We start from the raw sequence: 16,100 nt of genomic DNA on the forward strand, positions 1-16,100 counted from the left end.
GCATTCACGCGGTCGGCGTCAACCCCGCCGATCCCTGCATCCGCGAAGGGGCCCACCGTTCACGGAGGGGAGGACCGCCATACACGGAGAGCCGCTCTTCACGGAGGCCCGCCTTTCACAGGAGATGGTCCGCCTGCCAGGAGGACTGGATCATGGCTCGTTCCGTGGCCGCGAGGTGGGTCGCCGCGGCCAGCCACGCCCACGCGTACCGGTCGGGGCCGGAGTCCGCCAACCGGCCGAACACGTCACGCGTCCTGCGGTCGGCCTCGGCGGTGAGCGTGGTGGCCAGTTCGGCGGCGGTCCGGAACCCGGCCCGGCGCAGCGGCGCGTGGGAGTCGCCCTTGCGCGCCGATTCGGCCACCGCCCGCCGCCCGCCGGAGACGCCCAGCTCGACCAGTCGGCGAACCCGCCAGAGCGGTGCGCTCGCCACCGGGTCCACCTCGCTCCCGGCCTCCGTCTGCCTGGGCAGGCACGCCTCCGGCGGCGGGAGGTGGGAGCCCTGCAGACGGTCGTACCCGAGATCGGCCCGGCCCTGCCACTCGGCGGGAAGCCGCAGCGTCGCCTCAGCCCCCGGCACCGGCCCCACCGCCAGCGGACGCAGGGTGGCCGCCCGATCGGGATCCACCCTGCCCACCACTCGCACCACCAGACCGGGCCGGGACGCGAGCCGCTGCAGGTTGGCGACGTGAGCCAGGTCGGGATGATGGGCAGCCGGAACGAGCCGGATCAGCGGGCCGACCGAGCGCACCGGGATCTGCGGGTCGACTTGCGGCAATCCGGGAGCGATCGGCTGATCGTCCGTAGGCAGGGCAGAGGGCGGGTCGTCGTCGGACGACGCTCCGGAGACACCCAAGAGGTCGTCCGCAGGCGAGGCGGGCGGGTGGTCATGCGCGGGTAGTAGTTCGCGGGCGAGTACGTGGTCGCCTGCGGCGCCGACGATCACCAGGTCGCATCCAACCGGTTCGCGAGCCTTATCCTCTGTGTCCGCCTCGCTCCAGGCGTGCCCGGAGAGCCGGGGACCGACCGCCTCAGCCAGCGGGCGGGCGAACAGCGCCGCCATCGGCCCCGCCGTCCACGACATCCCCGAGACCGGGGTGGCCCGCACGCCACCGCCCGCCCCCAGACGCCCATCAGGCGAGATCGTCGCCCCGGTGATCAGCAGCCCGGCCCGTGCCAGCTGCGCGTGGTTCAGCATGGCGGGGCCGATGGAGACGGGCGCGGTGGCGGCCCCACGGGCACGGGCCGGACCACCCGGCTTGACATCGGCCACCGAGAACCACCGGCCGTCGTCGGTGACCAGGTGGGTGACGACGCCGCCGTAGCCGGTGGCGCTGATCACCGGCTCCCGGAAGACGCCGTACACCCGCAGGCTCCCACCCGGCTGATAGTTCCGGCGCACGCTGCCGACCAGCGCCGGATCGGGATCGGCACCGGCCAGCCGCCCCGCGGTGAGCAGCAGCTCGCGAAGCGCGGACACCAGGTCGGCGAGGCGATGCCCGTCGTGGCGGGCCCGAGCCGCGCGCAGCCCGCGTACCACCCGCAGAGCAGCGGCCTCGGCCTTGGGCAACCCGGCCAGCCTGGCTGTGTGCGCGGCCCTGAGCAGCTCGGCCTGAGGCACCGCACCAGCCGCGGGCGCCCCGGTCGACAGGATGGCCGCGGCGGCGCGCCACAGACTCGCCGCCGCCGCCACTTGCGCGACATCCGGCGCCTGCGCGACATCCGGCGCTGCGCCCTTGGCGGCGTCCTGCCCTACGGCCTGGGTGGCACTTGACCCCGCGCTCGTCGCCTGGGCGTTGCCAGACCCCGTAGTCCCTTGCACGGCAGCAGGCGCCGCGGCCGGGTCGGTGACCGTCCCGTCAGGTGCGGACCCTGCGACCGCGTCGGCGCCGAGTAGGACATCACCCGCACCGGAGCTCTCGGCGGTTCCGATGGGCTCCGGGTCCGCCACCGGGCAGGCACTCAGTACGGCCGCGCGATGCAGGCACCGTGGCGCCAGGAGGCAACTGCACCGCGCCTGGCCGTCGTCGACGATCGCACCGGACGGCCCCGGCGAGAGCGTGACCACCGCGTCCTCGCCACAGCTGATCCGGATGCCCTCGTCGTCGACGGCAACGGGCACGGCGGCGTACTGCTCGATCGCCGCGTCCAGCTTCTTACGCAGCCGGGACGTGAGGCCCTCGACGGCGGCGGCGACCACCTGCGGCGCCACCGGCGGCAGTTGCCCGGCAGCCGAGGAGACGGAGGTAACGGTAGGGGAATTCATCGATTCTCTCCCCGGAGGCGGTCGCCGACCCATCGGGCGAGGGCGAGCGGGCTGAGGGCGGCGACGGGCATGCCGGCCGCGACGAGTTGCTGGGCGACGGGGATCGAGTAACGGGGTACGCCGCTGTCGTCCAAGGCCGCGCACCCCAGCAGGTGAACACCGGACCCGGCCAGAGCCCGTACCTCACCGAGCAGGCCCCCGATCGGGTAGCCCTCCTCGAAGTCGCTGACGACCACGACGAGCGTACGACTGGGCACCGTGACCAGCGACCGGGCCTGAGCGAGGCCCGCGGCGATGTGCGTACCACCGCCGACCCGTACCTCCAGCAGCAAGGACAATGGATCGGTCACCCGATCCGTCAGATCGATCACCTGTGTGGAGAACGACAGGAAGTGAGTGGACAGCGTCGGCACGCCCGCCAGGACGGCGGCCGTCAGAGCGGACCAGACCACCGACGCCTCCATCGACCCGGAGACGTCGACCACCAGGATCAGCCGCCAGTCGGCCTCCCGCCGGGACCTGGTGCTGAACACCGGCCGTTCCGGGACCACCACGAGCCGGCCGTCGTCGAGGCGGCGCGTGTGCGACAGGTTGGCGCGCAGGGTACGCGGCAGGTCGAGCCGCCCACCCGGACGGCGAGTCGGACGTGGGGTCGCCAGCCCGGTCATGGCGGGCCGCATCCGGGTCGCGAGCTCCCGGGTCAGCTCCTCCACCAGGCGGCGTACGAGTGGCCGCAGCTTGGCGACCTGCTGCTCCGGCAGGCCGCCGGCCAGGGACAGTACGGAGGTCAGCAGCTCGACGGATGGCCGCACCGAGGCGGGATCGAGCTCGCTGAGCACGTCGATCCGCCCGGCATCGGCGGCTCGGGCCAGCACCTCCTCGCGTACCTCGGTCCCGAAGAGGGCCTCCAGCTCCTCACCCCACTCACGGGCGGTGGGGAAGGGGGCCTCCCGGCCACCGGCGTCGCCTCCCGTGCCGAAGTCGTTGGCGCCTTCCCCGCGCCCCGACCCGTACAGCTCGTCGAGGGCCCGCGCGTAGGCACGGGCATCGGCTGGCAGCCGCTCCGACTCCCGCCCGAGCAGCAACCGCCACCGGTCGGCCGGCAGCAGCCTCCGCTCGACACGACCGTTGCCGTCCAGCTCGGACCGGCGCTCGGTACGAACCGCATCCGCCTCCCCGTCCTGCGGGGACCGATGCTCAGGGAGTCCCGCGTCCGCCTCCCCATCAGGAACGACTTCCCGTGCCTCCGGATCGCTGGATGCGGTCAGAGCGGGGATGGGGAGCCGGAGTGCGCGCAAGGCGTCCAGACCGGCGGAGTCGGCGGCGGTCCAGAGGGCGAGGAGCGCGGGCGGAGCGTCCAGCGCCAGGTCGAGCCGGTCTCCGAGGCGTTCGGACACGGCCCCCAGCAACCGGCTGCGACCGGCCGGGCTGAGCGTGTCGAACCCACCGCGCAACGCCGGCAGCCGGTCGAGGAACTCCTTGTCGGCCAGGCCGTCGACACGGTCCATGAGCGGGTCGAGCGCCGCCGGTGCCGACTGGAGCAGCGGCCCGGCGGCCGTGAGCACGCCGGTCAGCAGGCGGCTCAGGCGGAGGCGTCCGTCGGGGCTGGTGGCGGTGTCGACCCAGCCGGCCGCCCGATCGCCGAGCGAGTCGGGACCGTCCAGGTCGAGCAGCACGCGGGCGGCCAGGGCCGCGCCCTGGATGAGCGGCGACGCGGTACGCGCGAGCACCGCCAAGGCGTCGTCCATCCGCAGCCCGAGGCGCTCTTCGCCGACCCGGGAGGCGAGGGCGACCAGGGCGACCGCGTCCTCCGGCTGGTCGCTGCCGGCCAGGCCGGGCAGGGCGCGGACCGCGGCCTCCAGCAGGGTGCCGGCCAGTTCGGTGGCGCGCTCGCGACCTTCCGGGGTGGTGCCGGGGAGATGCCGGCGGCGCAGCGCCTCCAGCAGGTCGAGGGCATCGAGCAGCTCGGCGAGCGTGGCGGTGGCGGGCAGCGTGACGGCGGCGTCGGCGAGGCGGTCCGCGACCAGGTCGGGCAGGTCGCAACCGGCCGCGGCACGCAGGCCGCCGAGGATCAGGCCGCAGGTGGGCCCCCCTTCCGCGGACTCACGGCGGAAGGTCTCACGCAACGTGCCGGCCGCCGCCTGGGCGAGGGTCACGCCGCGTACGCCCGCCAGGTCGAGCAGGGCCGGGACCGCCGGGGTCCAGGCCAGCCGCCACCTGGTGGTGAGCGCGGTGGAGTCGCCCGTACCCACCACCTCGATCGGCTCGCCGTAGCCGACGCCGCAGACCAGCAGGCGCTTCAGGAGTACCTCACGGCGCGCGTCCAGGTCGGAGCGGAGCGGGTCGAGGCGTACTTCACGGCGTTCGGGATCGTCCGGGCACGGGAGCCGGAGCGCGGCGAGATCCGCCTCGACCGCGGGCCCGAGCCCGGAACGTGGCGTGCCCGGCGCGGTCCGGCCGCGTTCGGTGCCGACGAACACGGTGTCGAGCGCCTTGGCCAGGGCCCGTCCCCGGCCCAGGGGTTCGCCCTGGCCGAGCACGGTCGTCACGGCCTCCAGCAGCTCACCCCGCCCGGGGGCGGGCAGGTCGCGTAGCCGGGCCAGGTCGCAGGCGAGCCGCAACGTCTCGACGGCCTCGCCGGTGCCCGCGGTGTGCCCGGCCGCGCGCAGCTCCCGGCACAGGTCGGTGATGGCGCGGGCGGCGCCGTCCCTGACCCGCTCGGGATCGCCGCCGGCCGTGAACACCGCCTGCTGCCAGCGCGGGTCGCGAATGCCCGCCGGGTAGCCGGACCGGGAGTCGAGCAGGTCGAAGGCGTACGGGACGAGCGAGGTGACCGACGACGAACCGTCCTCCGCGAACGGACCGGTGCCGCCATCGCCCGAAGGCGGAGCGGCGGTCCCGTCGCTCTCGGACGAGGCGACATTGTCGTCGTCCTTGGACGAACCGGTGGTGCCGTCCGCGTCGGGCACGATCAGCGCGGGTGCGTGGAAGGCGCCGACCACTGCCACAACTCGCCGCCCGTTGGCCGCGGCCCCCGTGACGACGCGGCGCATGTGCGCCTCGCGTGCCAGGTCCATGGCCGGTACGCCGCCTGCCGCCGCGGCGTCCCGGCGCAACGCCCAGCCGACGCCGAGGGCGGCGCGGCGGACCGCTTCGGGTTCGCATCCGGGCGCCAGGACCTCCACGGCCCGGTCCCACATGTCGTCCCCCTCGCGGCCGGTCCCCGCGGCGCTCAACGCCTCGGCGAACGACCTCCCCCGCGACACCGCCTCCGGCAACGTACCGGCCTCCTCGGCCGCACCCGCCGACGTTCCCGTGGGCGGGCCGGCGTCCTCGGCCGTGCCCGCCGGTGGGTCGGTGGCGTGCCAGCCGGGGTCGGACAGCGGGAGGTCGCAGCACAGGACTTCCGCGCCGCGTTTCCAGGCCCACCGAATGGCCACCAGTTCCGGCGAGAAGTCCGCGAACGGGTAGAAGCCCAGCCCACCGTCGCCGCGAGCGCCCGCGAGGGCGACCGGCGCGATGGTCCCGGGGTCGGCCAGGTGCACCAGCCACTGCTGGAAGTCCGCTGGCAGCTCGACGCAGACCACCTCGGCGTCGGCGGCGTCCAGCAGCGCGGGCAGCGCGACGGCCAGCGCGGGGCTGTGGTGACGGACTCCCAGCACGTACGGCCGCGCGGAGGAGGCCAGCGCGGCGACGGCCCGCCTGGGATCGGCGTCCCGGCCGTCGCCGGCATCCTGCGCGGACCGCGCATCGATGTTCTGGATGGTCAACGGAGGTTCTCCCGCAGGTCCCAGAGCCGGCGCCACATGGCGGAGCCGTCCTCGGCCCGCCGCCGCACCGGCCCGTCCCAGTAGCCCAGGAGCCGCCCGTGGTCCGCCGGGTCGTCCTTGCGCACCACGCCGAGCAGATGCCCCGGCACCAGGTCGAGGACGTCGCCACTGGGCAGGTACGCCACCGCCACCCCCAGCGAGGCGGCGACCTGCACGGCTTCGGCGGTGGACATGACCGTGCCGGGCCGTTCCACGTCCCAGCCCTCGGCCGAGCGCCCGGAGCGCAGGTCGCGGAAGACGGTGACCAGCGCGTCGAGCACGGCGTCGTCCACGCCGAAGGCGGCGCCGGCCCGCTGGACGACGGCGGTGGCCTGGTGGCGTACCAGGGCGGTCTCCGCCTCGGCGTCGGAGATGGGGTCGACGGTCTCGAAGTTGAACCGGCGCTTCAGAGCGGCCGACATCTCCGAGACGCCGCGGTCGCGCAGGTTGGCCGTGGCGATCACCGTGAACCCGGGTGAGGCCGCCACCTGGGCGTCTTCGCTGCCGGCCAGTTCCGGAACACTGACCCGCCGGTCGGACAGGATGGACACCAGGGCGTCCTGTACCTCGGGCAGGCAGCGGGTGATCTCCTCCACCCGGGCGACCCGGCCGGACCGCATGGCGGTGAGCACCGGGGAGTCGACCAGCGCGGCAGGGCTGGGGCCCTGGGCGAGGAGGAGGGCGTAGTTCCAGCCGTACCGGAAGGCGTCCTCGGTCGTTCCCGCGGTGCCCTGGACGGTGAGCGCGCTGGTGCCGCACACGGCGGCGGCCAGCAGCTCGGACAGCATCGACTTGGCGGTGCCGGGCTCGCCGACCAGCAGCAGGCCGCGTTCGCCGGCGAGGGTCACCACGCAGCGTTCGACGAGGGCGCGTTCGCCGACGAACTTGGCGGCCACCTTCATCTTGGACGTGGGTCCCACCAGCGTCTCGTCGCCGCTGCCGCAGATGAAGGTCACCACGGCGCGCGGGGTCAGCGCCCAGCCGGGCGGGCGCGGCCCGGTGTCGTGGGCGGCGAGGAAGGCGAGCTCGTCGGCGTAGCGCTCTTCGGCGGAGATTACCTGCCGGGCCGGAGCCCGGTCTTCGGTCAGGGTCATGAAGTGAAGTCCTTAAGAGAATCGGGGCGACGCGCGTTCAGCGTCGCCGTCCGCGCTTGACCTGGAGCTGCTCGAACCGGGGAACGTCGCCGTCCCGCACCCGCTGCCACGCCCTGGCGTACAGGTCGGCGACGGGCTGGATCGGCACGATCGGCGTGCCGTAGTAGCTGCCCAGGTCGTACATGGCCAGCTTCCACTGCTCCACCGGCAGGCGCGGCGAGGACTGCTCCGCCCAGCCGCCGGGCAGGAACAGCGTGCGCCCCGCCCGGCTCCGGCTGGCCTCGATGACGAGGCCGCTGCCGACCAGCTCGGCGCGGGCCGCCTTGAGCCGGGCGGGCTTCCAGCCCGTCCACCGGGCCATGTTGCGGTCGGTGGGATCGGGCAGAGCCAGCAGCATCAGGTACGTGGCCGCGGCGTCCTCGCCGAGCCCGTGTTCCTTCGCCACCTCGATGACCAGATCGGGCACGGATCTGGTGGGATCCTGCGGAGACCACGTCCCGTCCGCGTCCCGCTCCCCCTGCGCCGGATCGCCCGGATCGGCGAGCAGCGCCGTGAACCGCGGGTCGCGGGCGAACCGCAACGCGATCTCGGCGACGAACGGCGCCTCGGACCCGAGCAGGGCACGCAGGTAGGGGTCTTCGCCTGCCGCGTCCAGCAACGCGGTGCGGATGGCCGGAGAGGGGCGGTCATCATGGGTGGGCATGATGACGGCGCCGTACCGCTCGTAGCCCTGCCCGGTCTCGGTCGGGGCTCCGGCGGCCTTCCTGAACGCGGGCAGGTCGACATAGCTGTCGAGGTCGAGCATCAGGTCCGGGTTGGCCAGCCGGGCGCGCACCTCGGCCAGCGCCGCCGGCAGCGCGGCCCGGATCGGGTCTCCGGCGGGCAGCCGGTACGCCAGCCACCCCGCGGCGGCGACGAACATGACCAGCGCGTTCGCGGTGAACCCGGTGGCGTTGTCGTCGGCGGGCCTGACCCGGTCGCCGCGTACGGTCCAGGCCAGGTCGCGGCTCAGCTCCGGCGCGGCGGCCGGGTCGATGAGGGCGCGCAGCGCCCGGCTCGTGTCCCAGCCGGTTTGCACGGCACGGGACATCTCCGCCAGCAGCCATTCGGGAATCGCCGCCTGCCGCCCGACCTTGTCCTCCCACACCGCCGCCGCGGCGGCCACGTCCGGGCCGTCCGTCCAGAGCCGGGCCGGGTCGCCGGGCAGGAGCGCCGCGACGACCGCTCGCCGGATGCCGGCGTCCATCTTGCGCAGCTCGTCCCTGGCGACGGAGGCATCGGCCAGCTTCACGCCGAGCGTGGTGCGCGCCTCCTTGGTGAGGAAGTTGCGCTCGTGCGTGTCCACGGACGGCAGGCCCGCCACGATGAGCCGGGCGAGCGTCGGGGAGACGCCGGTGAGCCGGGCGAACTCCTCGGCCGCCTCGGGTCGCCAGGGCGCCGGTCCCCGCGCGGTCAGTTCGGTGAAGAACGCCTCCAGCCAGCCCGCCTCGCGGGGCGCGCCGACCGGGTCCGAGGACCGGACGGTGTACGGCTGGGGGACGTCGAAGCGGCCGGCCGGGTCGTGGAACAGCACCGTCCACACGCAGCGGGAGTCTTCCCGGGACTCCACACTCACGAAGGCGAGGAACCCGCCGTCGTCCAGGGGCAGGGTCCCGAGCCAGTTGCCGTCGCGCCAATTGCCGTCGGGCTTGGTGAGGAAGCGCTTGTCGAGCTGCAGCGACATCCGCCGCCAGCGGGACGGATCGGCTGTGACAGGCAGTCCGAGACGGTGGAGTTCGTGGAGGAAGTCGTGCAGCGTGGCGCGGTGTTCCTCCTCGATCGACATCGACCCGGCTCGGAACGCCAGGGCGGCGGTGTCGTCGAGCAAGGCGTCCCAGCGCACGCCCACGTCGGGCAGTCCCGGCCGGGCGAGGTGAGTGCCACCCAACCCCGATGAGCCTGGTCCCGAGGAACCCGGTCCTGATGAGCCCGGCTCCGAGGAACCCGTTGCTGGCCCCGACGCCAGCCCTTGGCCGATCGCCCGGATCTGCCGGAACGCGCCGTCGAGGTGTTGCAGCCACGAGTATCCGCCGGAGCTGCCGAGCCCACTGGTCGCCTGGTCGAGCAGCTGGTCCGCGGGACCGGCGGGCGCCTCCTCCCGGTGGCCGCCGGCCAGCGCCTCGGAGAGCCTGGTCGCGACGGCGTCCAGCACGCTCACCTGGGTCAGGGCGAAGCGCACGACCCCGGCGATGCCGGCCACGAGCGCGTCATGGCTCACCTGGGGCAGCAGCGTGCGAACCCGCGCCTCCAGGTCTTCGTCCGCGCCGGCCGCCAGCAGGGCCGCCGCGGTGTCCACCTCCAGGCCGCGCAGGGCCACGGAGCCCTGCGGATCCCTCGGGCGCAGGCAGTACCAGTAACGCAGCGGCGGCAGGATGAGGCTGCCCATGGCGAAGTGGCCGGGGGCGTCGTCCGTCCTGGCCCAGGCCGTGACGACACCGTCCGGGTCGACCAGGCTGATCCGGTAGCTCCCCTTCACGATGGCCCGCGGCCGGTCGTCCCCGGGGAACGTCAGGGCGCGCATCGGAGTCCCGGCGTCCGGCGGCAAGGTGACCGTACGGCCGGCGACGTCCTGACCGCGCATCGACCCGTCGGGCAGGCGCACTATGCGCCAGCCGAACAGCCCGCCCGCGGGAGCGCCCACGGGGGTGACCTCGTCCGAGGGCGCGGGCAGCAGCCAGCCCGCGTGGAACGTGCTGCCGGACGGAGCGTCGCGGAGCGCGTCGGCGAAGAAGGCGGGGCCGCCCCGCCTGCCCTCCTGCCCGGTGACCGGGTCGTACTCGTACCAGTCGGCGGTGGAGTTGTCGGACCTGTCCCAGGTCCACACCCAGAACGAGGTGCCGTCGGAGATCATCGACTGCTCTTCGGGAACGGCCGTGTCTCCGCGGTGCAGCACTCCCGAGCCGGTGGCCCGCCCGCCGCCGGGCAGCGCCAGGGTGACCGGGTCCTCGCCGCGGTACCAGTCCATGCGCGTCCCGCGGGTGCCGCGGCCCTCCACCGGGTGGAGGCGGTCGGCGGCGGTGTGCCAGTATCCGCGCAGCAGTCCGTCGAGGGCACGGGACTGCCAGTAGACGAGCAGCTCGCCGTCCACATAGTGCAGGCCGATGTCGCTCCAGGTGTCTCCGGCCGGGACGCGCAGGTCGTGGGTGAGCACGGTGCCCTCGGGCCCGATCACCCGGGCCTGCGCGGCGCCCGCGGTGATCAGGTGCGGCCAGGCGTCGGCGACCACGATGTCGTCGACGTCCTTCTTGGCGACGAGGGTCGCGGCCGCCTCTTCCCAGGCCGGCCAGCCCAGCTCGTCGAACAGACCGGCCCGCAGGGTGCGGGCGAGCACCGGCGCGACCTGCGTCGCGGCGGCCTGGCGCACCTCGTCCTCGGCCAGGGCCAGCGCCTCGCCCGGCAGCCAGGACAGCCGGCTCAGGGCGTCGGGCAGCTCCGGCAGCCCCGCGGCCGACGACCGCAGGGCCACCTTGGCCACCCACGCGGCCAGCATCGGCCGCCCGCCGGGGGACTCCACCAGGAGGCGGATGGCTCGCCGGCCGGACTCGTCATTGCTGAACGAGTAGGCCGCGCGCTCGAACGAGGGCCGGAACCGGGCGTCGGCGGCCAGGGCGACCAGGTCGCGCTGCCCCTCCCCCTTCGCCCAGTGCTCCAGCGACAGCGAGGCGTGCTCCTCGGGATCGGTCACGGCGAGGTTGTGGGTGAGCAGCAGGTCCAGCAGGTCGACGTCATAGACGATCGTCAGCGTCCGGCCCTGCCCGGTGAGCTCGGACCGCAACTGGTCGACCGCCCGCTCCACCAGGGTGTAGAGGGCGGGCAGGCGCGGCGCGGAACCCCAGCCGTGGTTGCGCGCCTTCAGGAACCGCTGGAGCCAGCCGACGGTGCCGTCGCCGGGGCGCTCCGGCACCTCGCCGGAGATGAGCCCGGCGGTGGCGCCGGACGCCTCGAGGATCTCCAGCCACAAGCCCGACAGGTCGTGCTCCCTGGACTCCGGCATGATGTCGAGCAGCGTCGTGCGCACCTCGGGCGTCCGCGCGGCCAGGGCCGCGATCGCCGTACGGTGGGCCTTCCACCAGCCCGTCGCGGCCCGGTGGGTGGCCGGCAGGGCGAGCAGCTCGGCCAGGTAGGCCTGCTCCTCCGCGTCCGCGTCGGCCCCGGCCGCCTTGGCCAGGCGGCGCAGGTCGGTGGCCATCTGCGCCGACGGCGGCAGCCCGCCCGCCGTACGCCGCACGCACAGCCGCGCGAACCGGCGCAGCGCCTCGTCGGCGGGCACGCGGGCGGCCAGCTCCTTGGCGTAGCCGGACAGCACCTTGACCGGCAGCGCCCCCGCCAGCGCGAACTCCAGGAACACCGCGTCGAGCCGGTCCTCGTCCACGTCGAGCCCGTGCTCCGCCTCGGCCCGGCGCGCGCTGGAGAACATCTGCGCGGCGTAGCCGGTGTTGTCCACGCCCAGGAACACCCGGCCGCTCTGCTCGTAGAACGTGGGCAGGAAGTGGGGAACGGACGCGGCAAGCTGGCGGGCCAGCTGCTGGTAGGTGTCGAGCGCGGCCTTCGGCTTGGACTTGGCCTGCCGGGCCGTACGCTCCAGCTCCGGCACGACGGCGAGCGCGTGCTGCCCGTCTTCGGGGTAGTTGACCAGCACCCATTCGGGGAAGCCGAGCGACCGCCGTAAACCCAGCCCGACCTCGGCCGGCTCCCCGTCGGGCGCCAGGCCCAGGAAGCTCGCGGCCAGGTCCTCGGCCGGGCCGAGCTCCCCGGCGACCAGCCGCACGACCACCCGGTCGTCCAGCCCGGGATGGCGGTAGCGCCGCGCGGTCATCGGCACGGCCCGCTCGCCGGCCTCCTCGGTGCCGGGCGGCAGCACGGCCCCGGCCTTCAACAGCTCTTCGGCCTGAGACATGCTCACGCGTCCTTCCCCTCTTCGACCCGTCGCCCGGCGTAGAGCGCCGCGGCCATCCGCATCCCCTCCGACCAGGCCACCGGCCCGACCTCGCGCAGCGGCAGTGTCCTGCCGTCGAGGTCCTGCCAGCTCAGGCCGCCGGTCGTCACCTCGTCCTCCCAGTAGGGCTCGCCGATCCAGACGGCCGCCTCCGCGAGGCTGCCCGCGTCGCGGACCCGGCACGTGGCGTAGCCGCCGGAGACGCGGTAGCCGAGCGAGGTGGCCCGCGCGGCCAGACCGAACCGGGAGTCGTAGGAGCCGCCGGAGAACTCCGACACGGCGGTCTCGCTCGCCTTGAGGTCGTCGGGCTTGCGCCACGTGGCGCGGTGGATCTGCTCGACCTTCTGCGCCACGCCCAGCTCCGCGGCGAACTCCCGCAGGTCGTCCAGGTCGGGCAGCAGGACAGGGTGCGGCAGGGTCACCGTCCGCGGCGACAGCCGCACGGTCTCGCCGTCGAGGTTGACCACCCGCAGCTCGCCGGAGTCGGTGGCGTCCCGCAGGAAGCCGACCTCGTCGGGATCGTCACCGACCACGGCCAGGTCCCGCAGGGCCGACTGCCACGCCTCGTCCGGCCACACGCGGGCCAGCAGCCCGGTCGGCACGGGCAGGGAGGAGACCATCCAGAGGTCCACCTGCGCCACGCACGCGGCGGCGTGCCGGTCGAGCCACTCGGCGAAGCGGCGCAGCCGGTCCACCTCGGGATGATCCCGCAACGCCTTCGGCAGCGACTTCAGCTGCCGTCCCGCTGCCCGGCCGGAGGTGGCTCGCGCCGCCACCCGGCCCTCTATAAGAGCGACTTCGTAGCCGTCGCTCGCTGCCAGCCAACCCAACGGTCCCCGCCTTTCACCGTGCATGCATCGTCAAATGAGCAGGGGTTTTCCAGCCCCTGCCGCTGTGCTGCGCCGAACGTTAGCGACCCCGACCGACAAACGCGGCCGGGCCGATCCAGACGCTCTGACGGCGCGCACGGGGGTGGGGTGGCGAGCCATGCGCAGGCGGCTTTGTCGTCCTGCGTAATGCGGTGATCCGTCAGAGATTGCTGGTACGGTACCGGTTTTCCAGGGAATGACGGGAGTTTTCCCTCCAGGCGACATATTGCATAGGAAACTTTCCTAACAGATACTCCGAATGACGTGTTCACCCCCCGAACCTGGAGTCGCTGTGCTTCGTCGCGTCATCACCCTGACCTCGGTCGTCGCCGCCACCCTGCTCGCCGTCGCCCTGCCCGCCCAGGCGGCCGAAGTGGACATCCCGTTCGGGCCGTCCTCGATCGGCGAGTACTGCCACGCCAAGGTCAACTCGGCCTCGTGGCTCGGCTTCTACGAAGCGGGCGGCCTCCGCTGCTACATAAGCGGCACCGGCGGCGCCCCGCAGTACGCCGGATCCGGCGATCCCTACCTCGCGTGCAAGTTCCTCACCACGGAAGTCGTCATGAGCGCCAGGCGGGGCGCGTCCGACTCCCTGGTGTGCCGGGTGATCATCTGACGCCCCTTTGGGGATGCTTTTCGGCCTCCTGACACTTTCCGGACACAAAATGGTCATTTTAGGTGTCGAAATTAACCAGGCATCGCGGTTACAGTGACCCCGCAAGCCAGATGATCTTCATCCGGCTTCTTGTCACCGCGATCAGGAGGCTGAGAACTCAGTTGCGTGCCTGGAACTTACCGACCCGGAAATTAACGGCGTACGCGGCGAGTGTGGCGGCACTCGCATCAGTCATGGCGGGGGCCGTGCCAGCCCCCGCTTCCGCTGCCGACGAACCCCCCACCTACTACCTCGACAGCGTCAACGGCAATGACTCGGCGAACGGCACCTCGGACGCCACGCCATGGAAGACGCTGGCCAAGGCGAACGCCGCGAACCTGGTCGCCGGCGCCAAACTCAAGCTGAAGCGCGGCAGCTCCTGGTCCGGGCAGTTGACCATCACGGAGTCGGGCACGGCGGCGAAGCCGATCGTCGTCGACGCCTACGGCACGGGCAACAGCCCCGTGCTCAAGGACGACATCGAGGCCTGCCTGTCCCTCGAAGGCAACCACATCGAGGTCTACAACCTGCAGATCGGCGTGGACCAGGACCAGGGCCGCTGCTCGTGGTCGGGGATCAAGGTAGGCGGCAGCAACAACGTCATCGAGAAGAACTACATCACCGGCGCCGCGGCGGGCGTCTACATCGAGACGAGCGCCCAGTACACCTCGGTGACCAGCAACGACTTCGTCAACAACAACTTCATGAGCAAGCTCACGCCGCAGGAGGAGAACGACAACGACGACTCCGGCGCGTTCGCGATGCTGGTGCAGGGCGACGACTCCAACATCGGCTGGAACACCATCACCGGATCGGTGGCCTTCAGCTACGACTACGAGTGGGACGGCGCGGCCGTGGAGATCTTCATGGGCTCCCGCAACTACGTCCACCACAACCTCGCGATCGACGTCGACACCTTCACCGAACTGGGCACCAGCCGCAACGACGACGGATCGACGAACGACCCCGACGGGACCTCCGGGAACGTCTTCGAGTACAACGGCATCTACGGTGACAGGTCCCGGTCGGGCATCGTCACCCGCGGCCCGACGAAGGACAACGGCGAGATCGAGACGAACGGCCCGGTGTTCGGCACCGTGTTCCGCAACAACTCGATGAACCTGCCCAACGCCGAATCCGAGGGCGTCGTCTGCTACGCGGGCTGCACGAACGCGCACTTCAAGCTGTCGCAGAACATCATCGTGGCCGCGGGGAAGAGCGCGTACGGCGACTCCACCTTCACCGCCAACGACCACAACATCTTCTACGGCGGCCAGTACCAGATGACGGCGGGCACCGCCAACGTGCGCCGGGACCCCAAGTTCGACCCGAACAACCCCCTGCACCTGCTGAGCGGCAGCCCGGCGATCGGTCTCGGCGTCACCGCCTTCAACCCCCTCGACCTGGACTCGGTAGCGGTGGGCTCGGACGGCAACATCGAAGCCGGCGCCTACGAATACGTGGACTAGCCTTTAGTTCATGCGAGTAGTGGTGATCGGCGCCAGCGGTCATATCGGCACCTACCTCATTCCCCGTCTCGTCGACGCGGGGCATGACGTGGTCGCCGTGAGCCGGGGCCGGCGGGACCCTTACACCCCGCACGGCGCCTGGCAGCGGGTCACCACGATCACCGCCGACCGCGATGCGGAGGAGGCCGACGACACGTTCGGCAAGCGCGTGGTCGCGCTGGAGCCGGACGTCGTCATGGACCTCATCTGCTTCGAGGAGTCCAGCGCGCGCCGCCTGGCGGCCGCGCTGACCGGTCGCGTCCGGCACTTCCTGCACTGCGGCACGATCTGGGTGCACGGCCCCAGCACCCGGGTGCCCACGACCGAGGATCGGCCACGGCGGCCGATCGCCCACTACGGCCGCCAGAAGGCCGCCATCGAGGCGCACCTGCTCGACCGCGCCCACCGTGACGGCTTCCCGGCCACCGTCATCCATCCCGGCCACATCACCGGCCCGGGATGGGTGCCGGTCAACCCGGCGGGCAACCTCGATCCGGCCGTGTTCCAGGCCCTGGCCGACGGCACGGAGGTGACCCTCCCCAACCTCGGCATGGAGACCGTCCAGCACGTCCACGCCGACGACGTGGCGCGCCTGTTCATGGACGCGCTGGCCAACCCGGCCGGCTCCGTGGGCGAGAGCTTCCACTCCGTCGCCACCACCGCCCTGACGCTGCGCGGCTACGCCGAGGCGGTGGCGGGCTGGTTCGGGCGGGACGCCCGGCTCGCCTACCTGCCGTGGGAGCAGTGGCGCGACACGGTGTCCGAGGAGCAGGCCCGCACCACCTACGACCACATCGCGCACAGTCCCCACTGCGCCATGGAGAAGGCCCAGCGCCTGCTTGGCCACCGGCCGCGCCACACCTCGCTGGAGGCCATCGCCGAGGCGGTCGACTGGCTCGTCGCGGCGGGGACCATCACCAGGTAGCC

8 protein-coding genes are annotated in these 16,100 nt (G+C 72.9%); 3 read left to right on the forward strand and 5 right to left on the reverse strand.

Annotation, left to right across the window (positions count from 1 at the left end; genetic code table 11):
• Positions 1 to 115: 115 nt before the first annotated feature.
• From AB0F17_RS48745 to AB0F17_RS48765, 5 genes are read right to left on the reverse strand one after another with little or no spacing between them, the layout of a single operon-like run.
• Positions 116 to 2,263 carry an SWIM zinc finger family protein gene (locus tag AB0F17_RS48745; protein WP_358038217.1) on the reverse strand — a complete coding sequence of 716 codons (2,148 nt, stop codon included), beginning with the start codon at positions 2,261 to 2,263 and terminating at the stop codon, positions 116 to 118.
• Positions 2,260 to 6,033, reverse strand: a complete 3,774-nt coding sequence (locus tag AB0F17_RS48750; RefSeq protein ID WP_358038220.1) for a DUF5682 family protein — start codon at positions 6,031 to 6,033, stop codon at positions 2,260 to 2,262. Before AB0F17_RS48750 ends, AB0F17_RS48745 begins: the two co-directional genes overlap by 4 nt.
• Entirely contained in the window at positions 6,030 to 7,166 is a 1,137-nt protein-coding gene (locus AB0F17_RS48755; RefSeq protein WP_358038223.1) for an AAA family ATPase, read from the reverse strand. Before AB0F17_RS48755 ends, AB0F17_RS48750 begins: the two co-directional genes overlap by 4 nt.
• 37 nt (positions 7,167 to 7,203) lie before the next feature.
• Positions 7,204 to 12,102, reverse strand: coding sequence for a DNA-binding protein (locus tag AB0F17_RS48760; RefSeq protein WP_358038387.1), 4,899 nt, complete (start codon positions 12,100 to 12,102; stop codon positions 7,204 to 7,206).
• 2 nt (positions 12,103 to 12,104) lie between these two features.
• A complete protein-coding gene (locus tag AB0F17_RS48765; RefSeq protein ID WP_358038226.1) occupies positions 12,105 to 12,971 on the reverse strand; it encodes a DUF4132 domain-containing protein in 867 nt (288 codons plus the stop codon).
• Between the two features lie 331 nt (positions 12,972 to 13,302).
• Between AB0F17_RS48765 and AB0F17_RS48770 the strand changes: the two genes are divergently transcribed.
• The 3 genes from AB0F17_RS48770 (at position 13,303) to AB0F17_RS48780 (ending at position 16,098) form a co-directional block, all read left to right on the forward strand.
• Positions 13,303 to 13,626 carry a hypothetical protein gene (locus tag AB0F17_RS48770; protein ID WP_358038229.1) on the forward strand — a complete coding sequence of 108 codons (324 nt, stop codon included), beginning with the start codon at positions 13,303 to 13,305 and terminating at the stop codon, positions 13,624 to 13,626.
• A 245-nt stretch (positions 13,627 to 13,871) separates the two neighbouring features.
• On the forward strand, positions 13,872 to 15,134 hold the full coding sequence (locus tag AB0F17_RS48775; RefSeq protein WP_358038232.1) for a hypothetical protein: 1,263 nt from the start codon (positions 13,872 to 13,874) through the stop codon (positions 15,132 to 15,134).
• Between the two features lie 10 nt (positions 15,135 to 15,144).
• A complete protein-coding gene (locus tag AB0F17_RS48780; protein ID WP_358038235.1) occupies positions 15,145 to 16,098 on the forward strand; it encodes an NAD(P)-dependent oxidoreductase in 954 nt (317 codons plus the stop codon).
• The last annotated feature ends 2 nt before the right edge of the window (positions 16,099 to 16,100 follow it).

Origin of the sequence: Nonomuraea sp. NPDC026600, assembly GCF_040638335.1 — a bacterium.
Classification (GTDB): domain Bacteria; phylum Actinomycetota; class Actinomycetes; order Streptosporangiales; family Streptosporangiaceae; genus Nonomuraea.

Excerpts from the sequence above, each read along its gene's own strand:
- AB0F17_RS48745 (WP_358038217.1), bottom strand. The coding sequence starts at position 2,263 with ATGAATTCCCCTACCGTTACCTCCGTCTCCTCGGCTGCCGGGCAACTG.
- AB0F17_RS48780 (WP_358038235.1), top strand. The coding sequence starts at position 15,145 with ATGCGAGTAGTGGTGATCGGCGCCAGCGGTCATATCGGCACCTACCTC.
- AB0F17_RS48760 (WP_358038387.1), bottom strand. The coding sequence starts at position 12,102 with ATGTCTCAGGCCGAAGAGCTGTTGAAGGCCGGGGCCGTGCTGCCGCCC.
- AB0F17_RS48755 (WP_358038223.1), bottom strand. The coding sequence starts at position 7,166 with ATGACCCTGACCGAAGACCGGGCTCCGGCCCGGCAGGTAATCTCCGCC.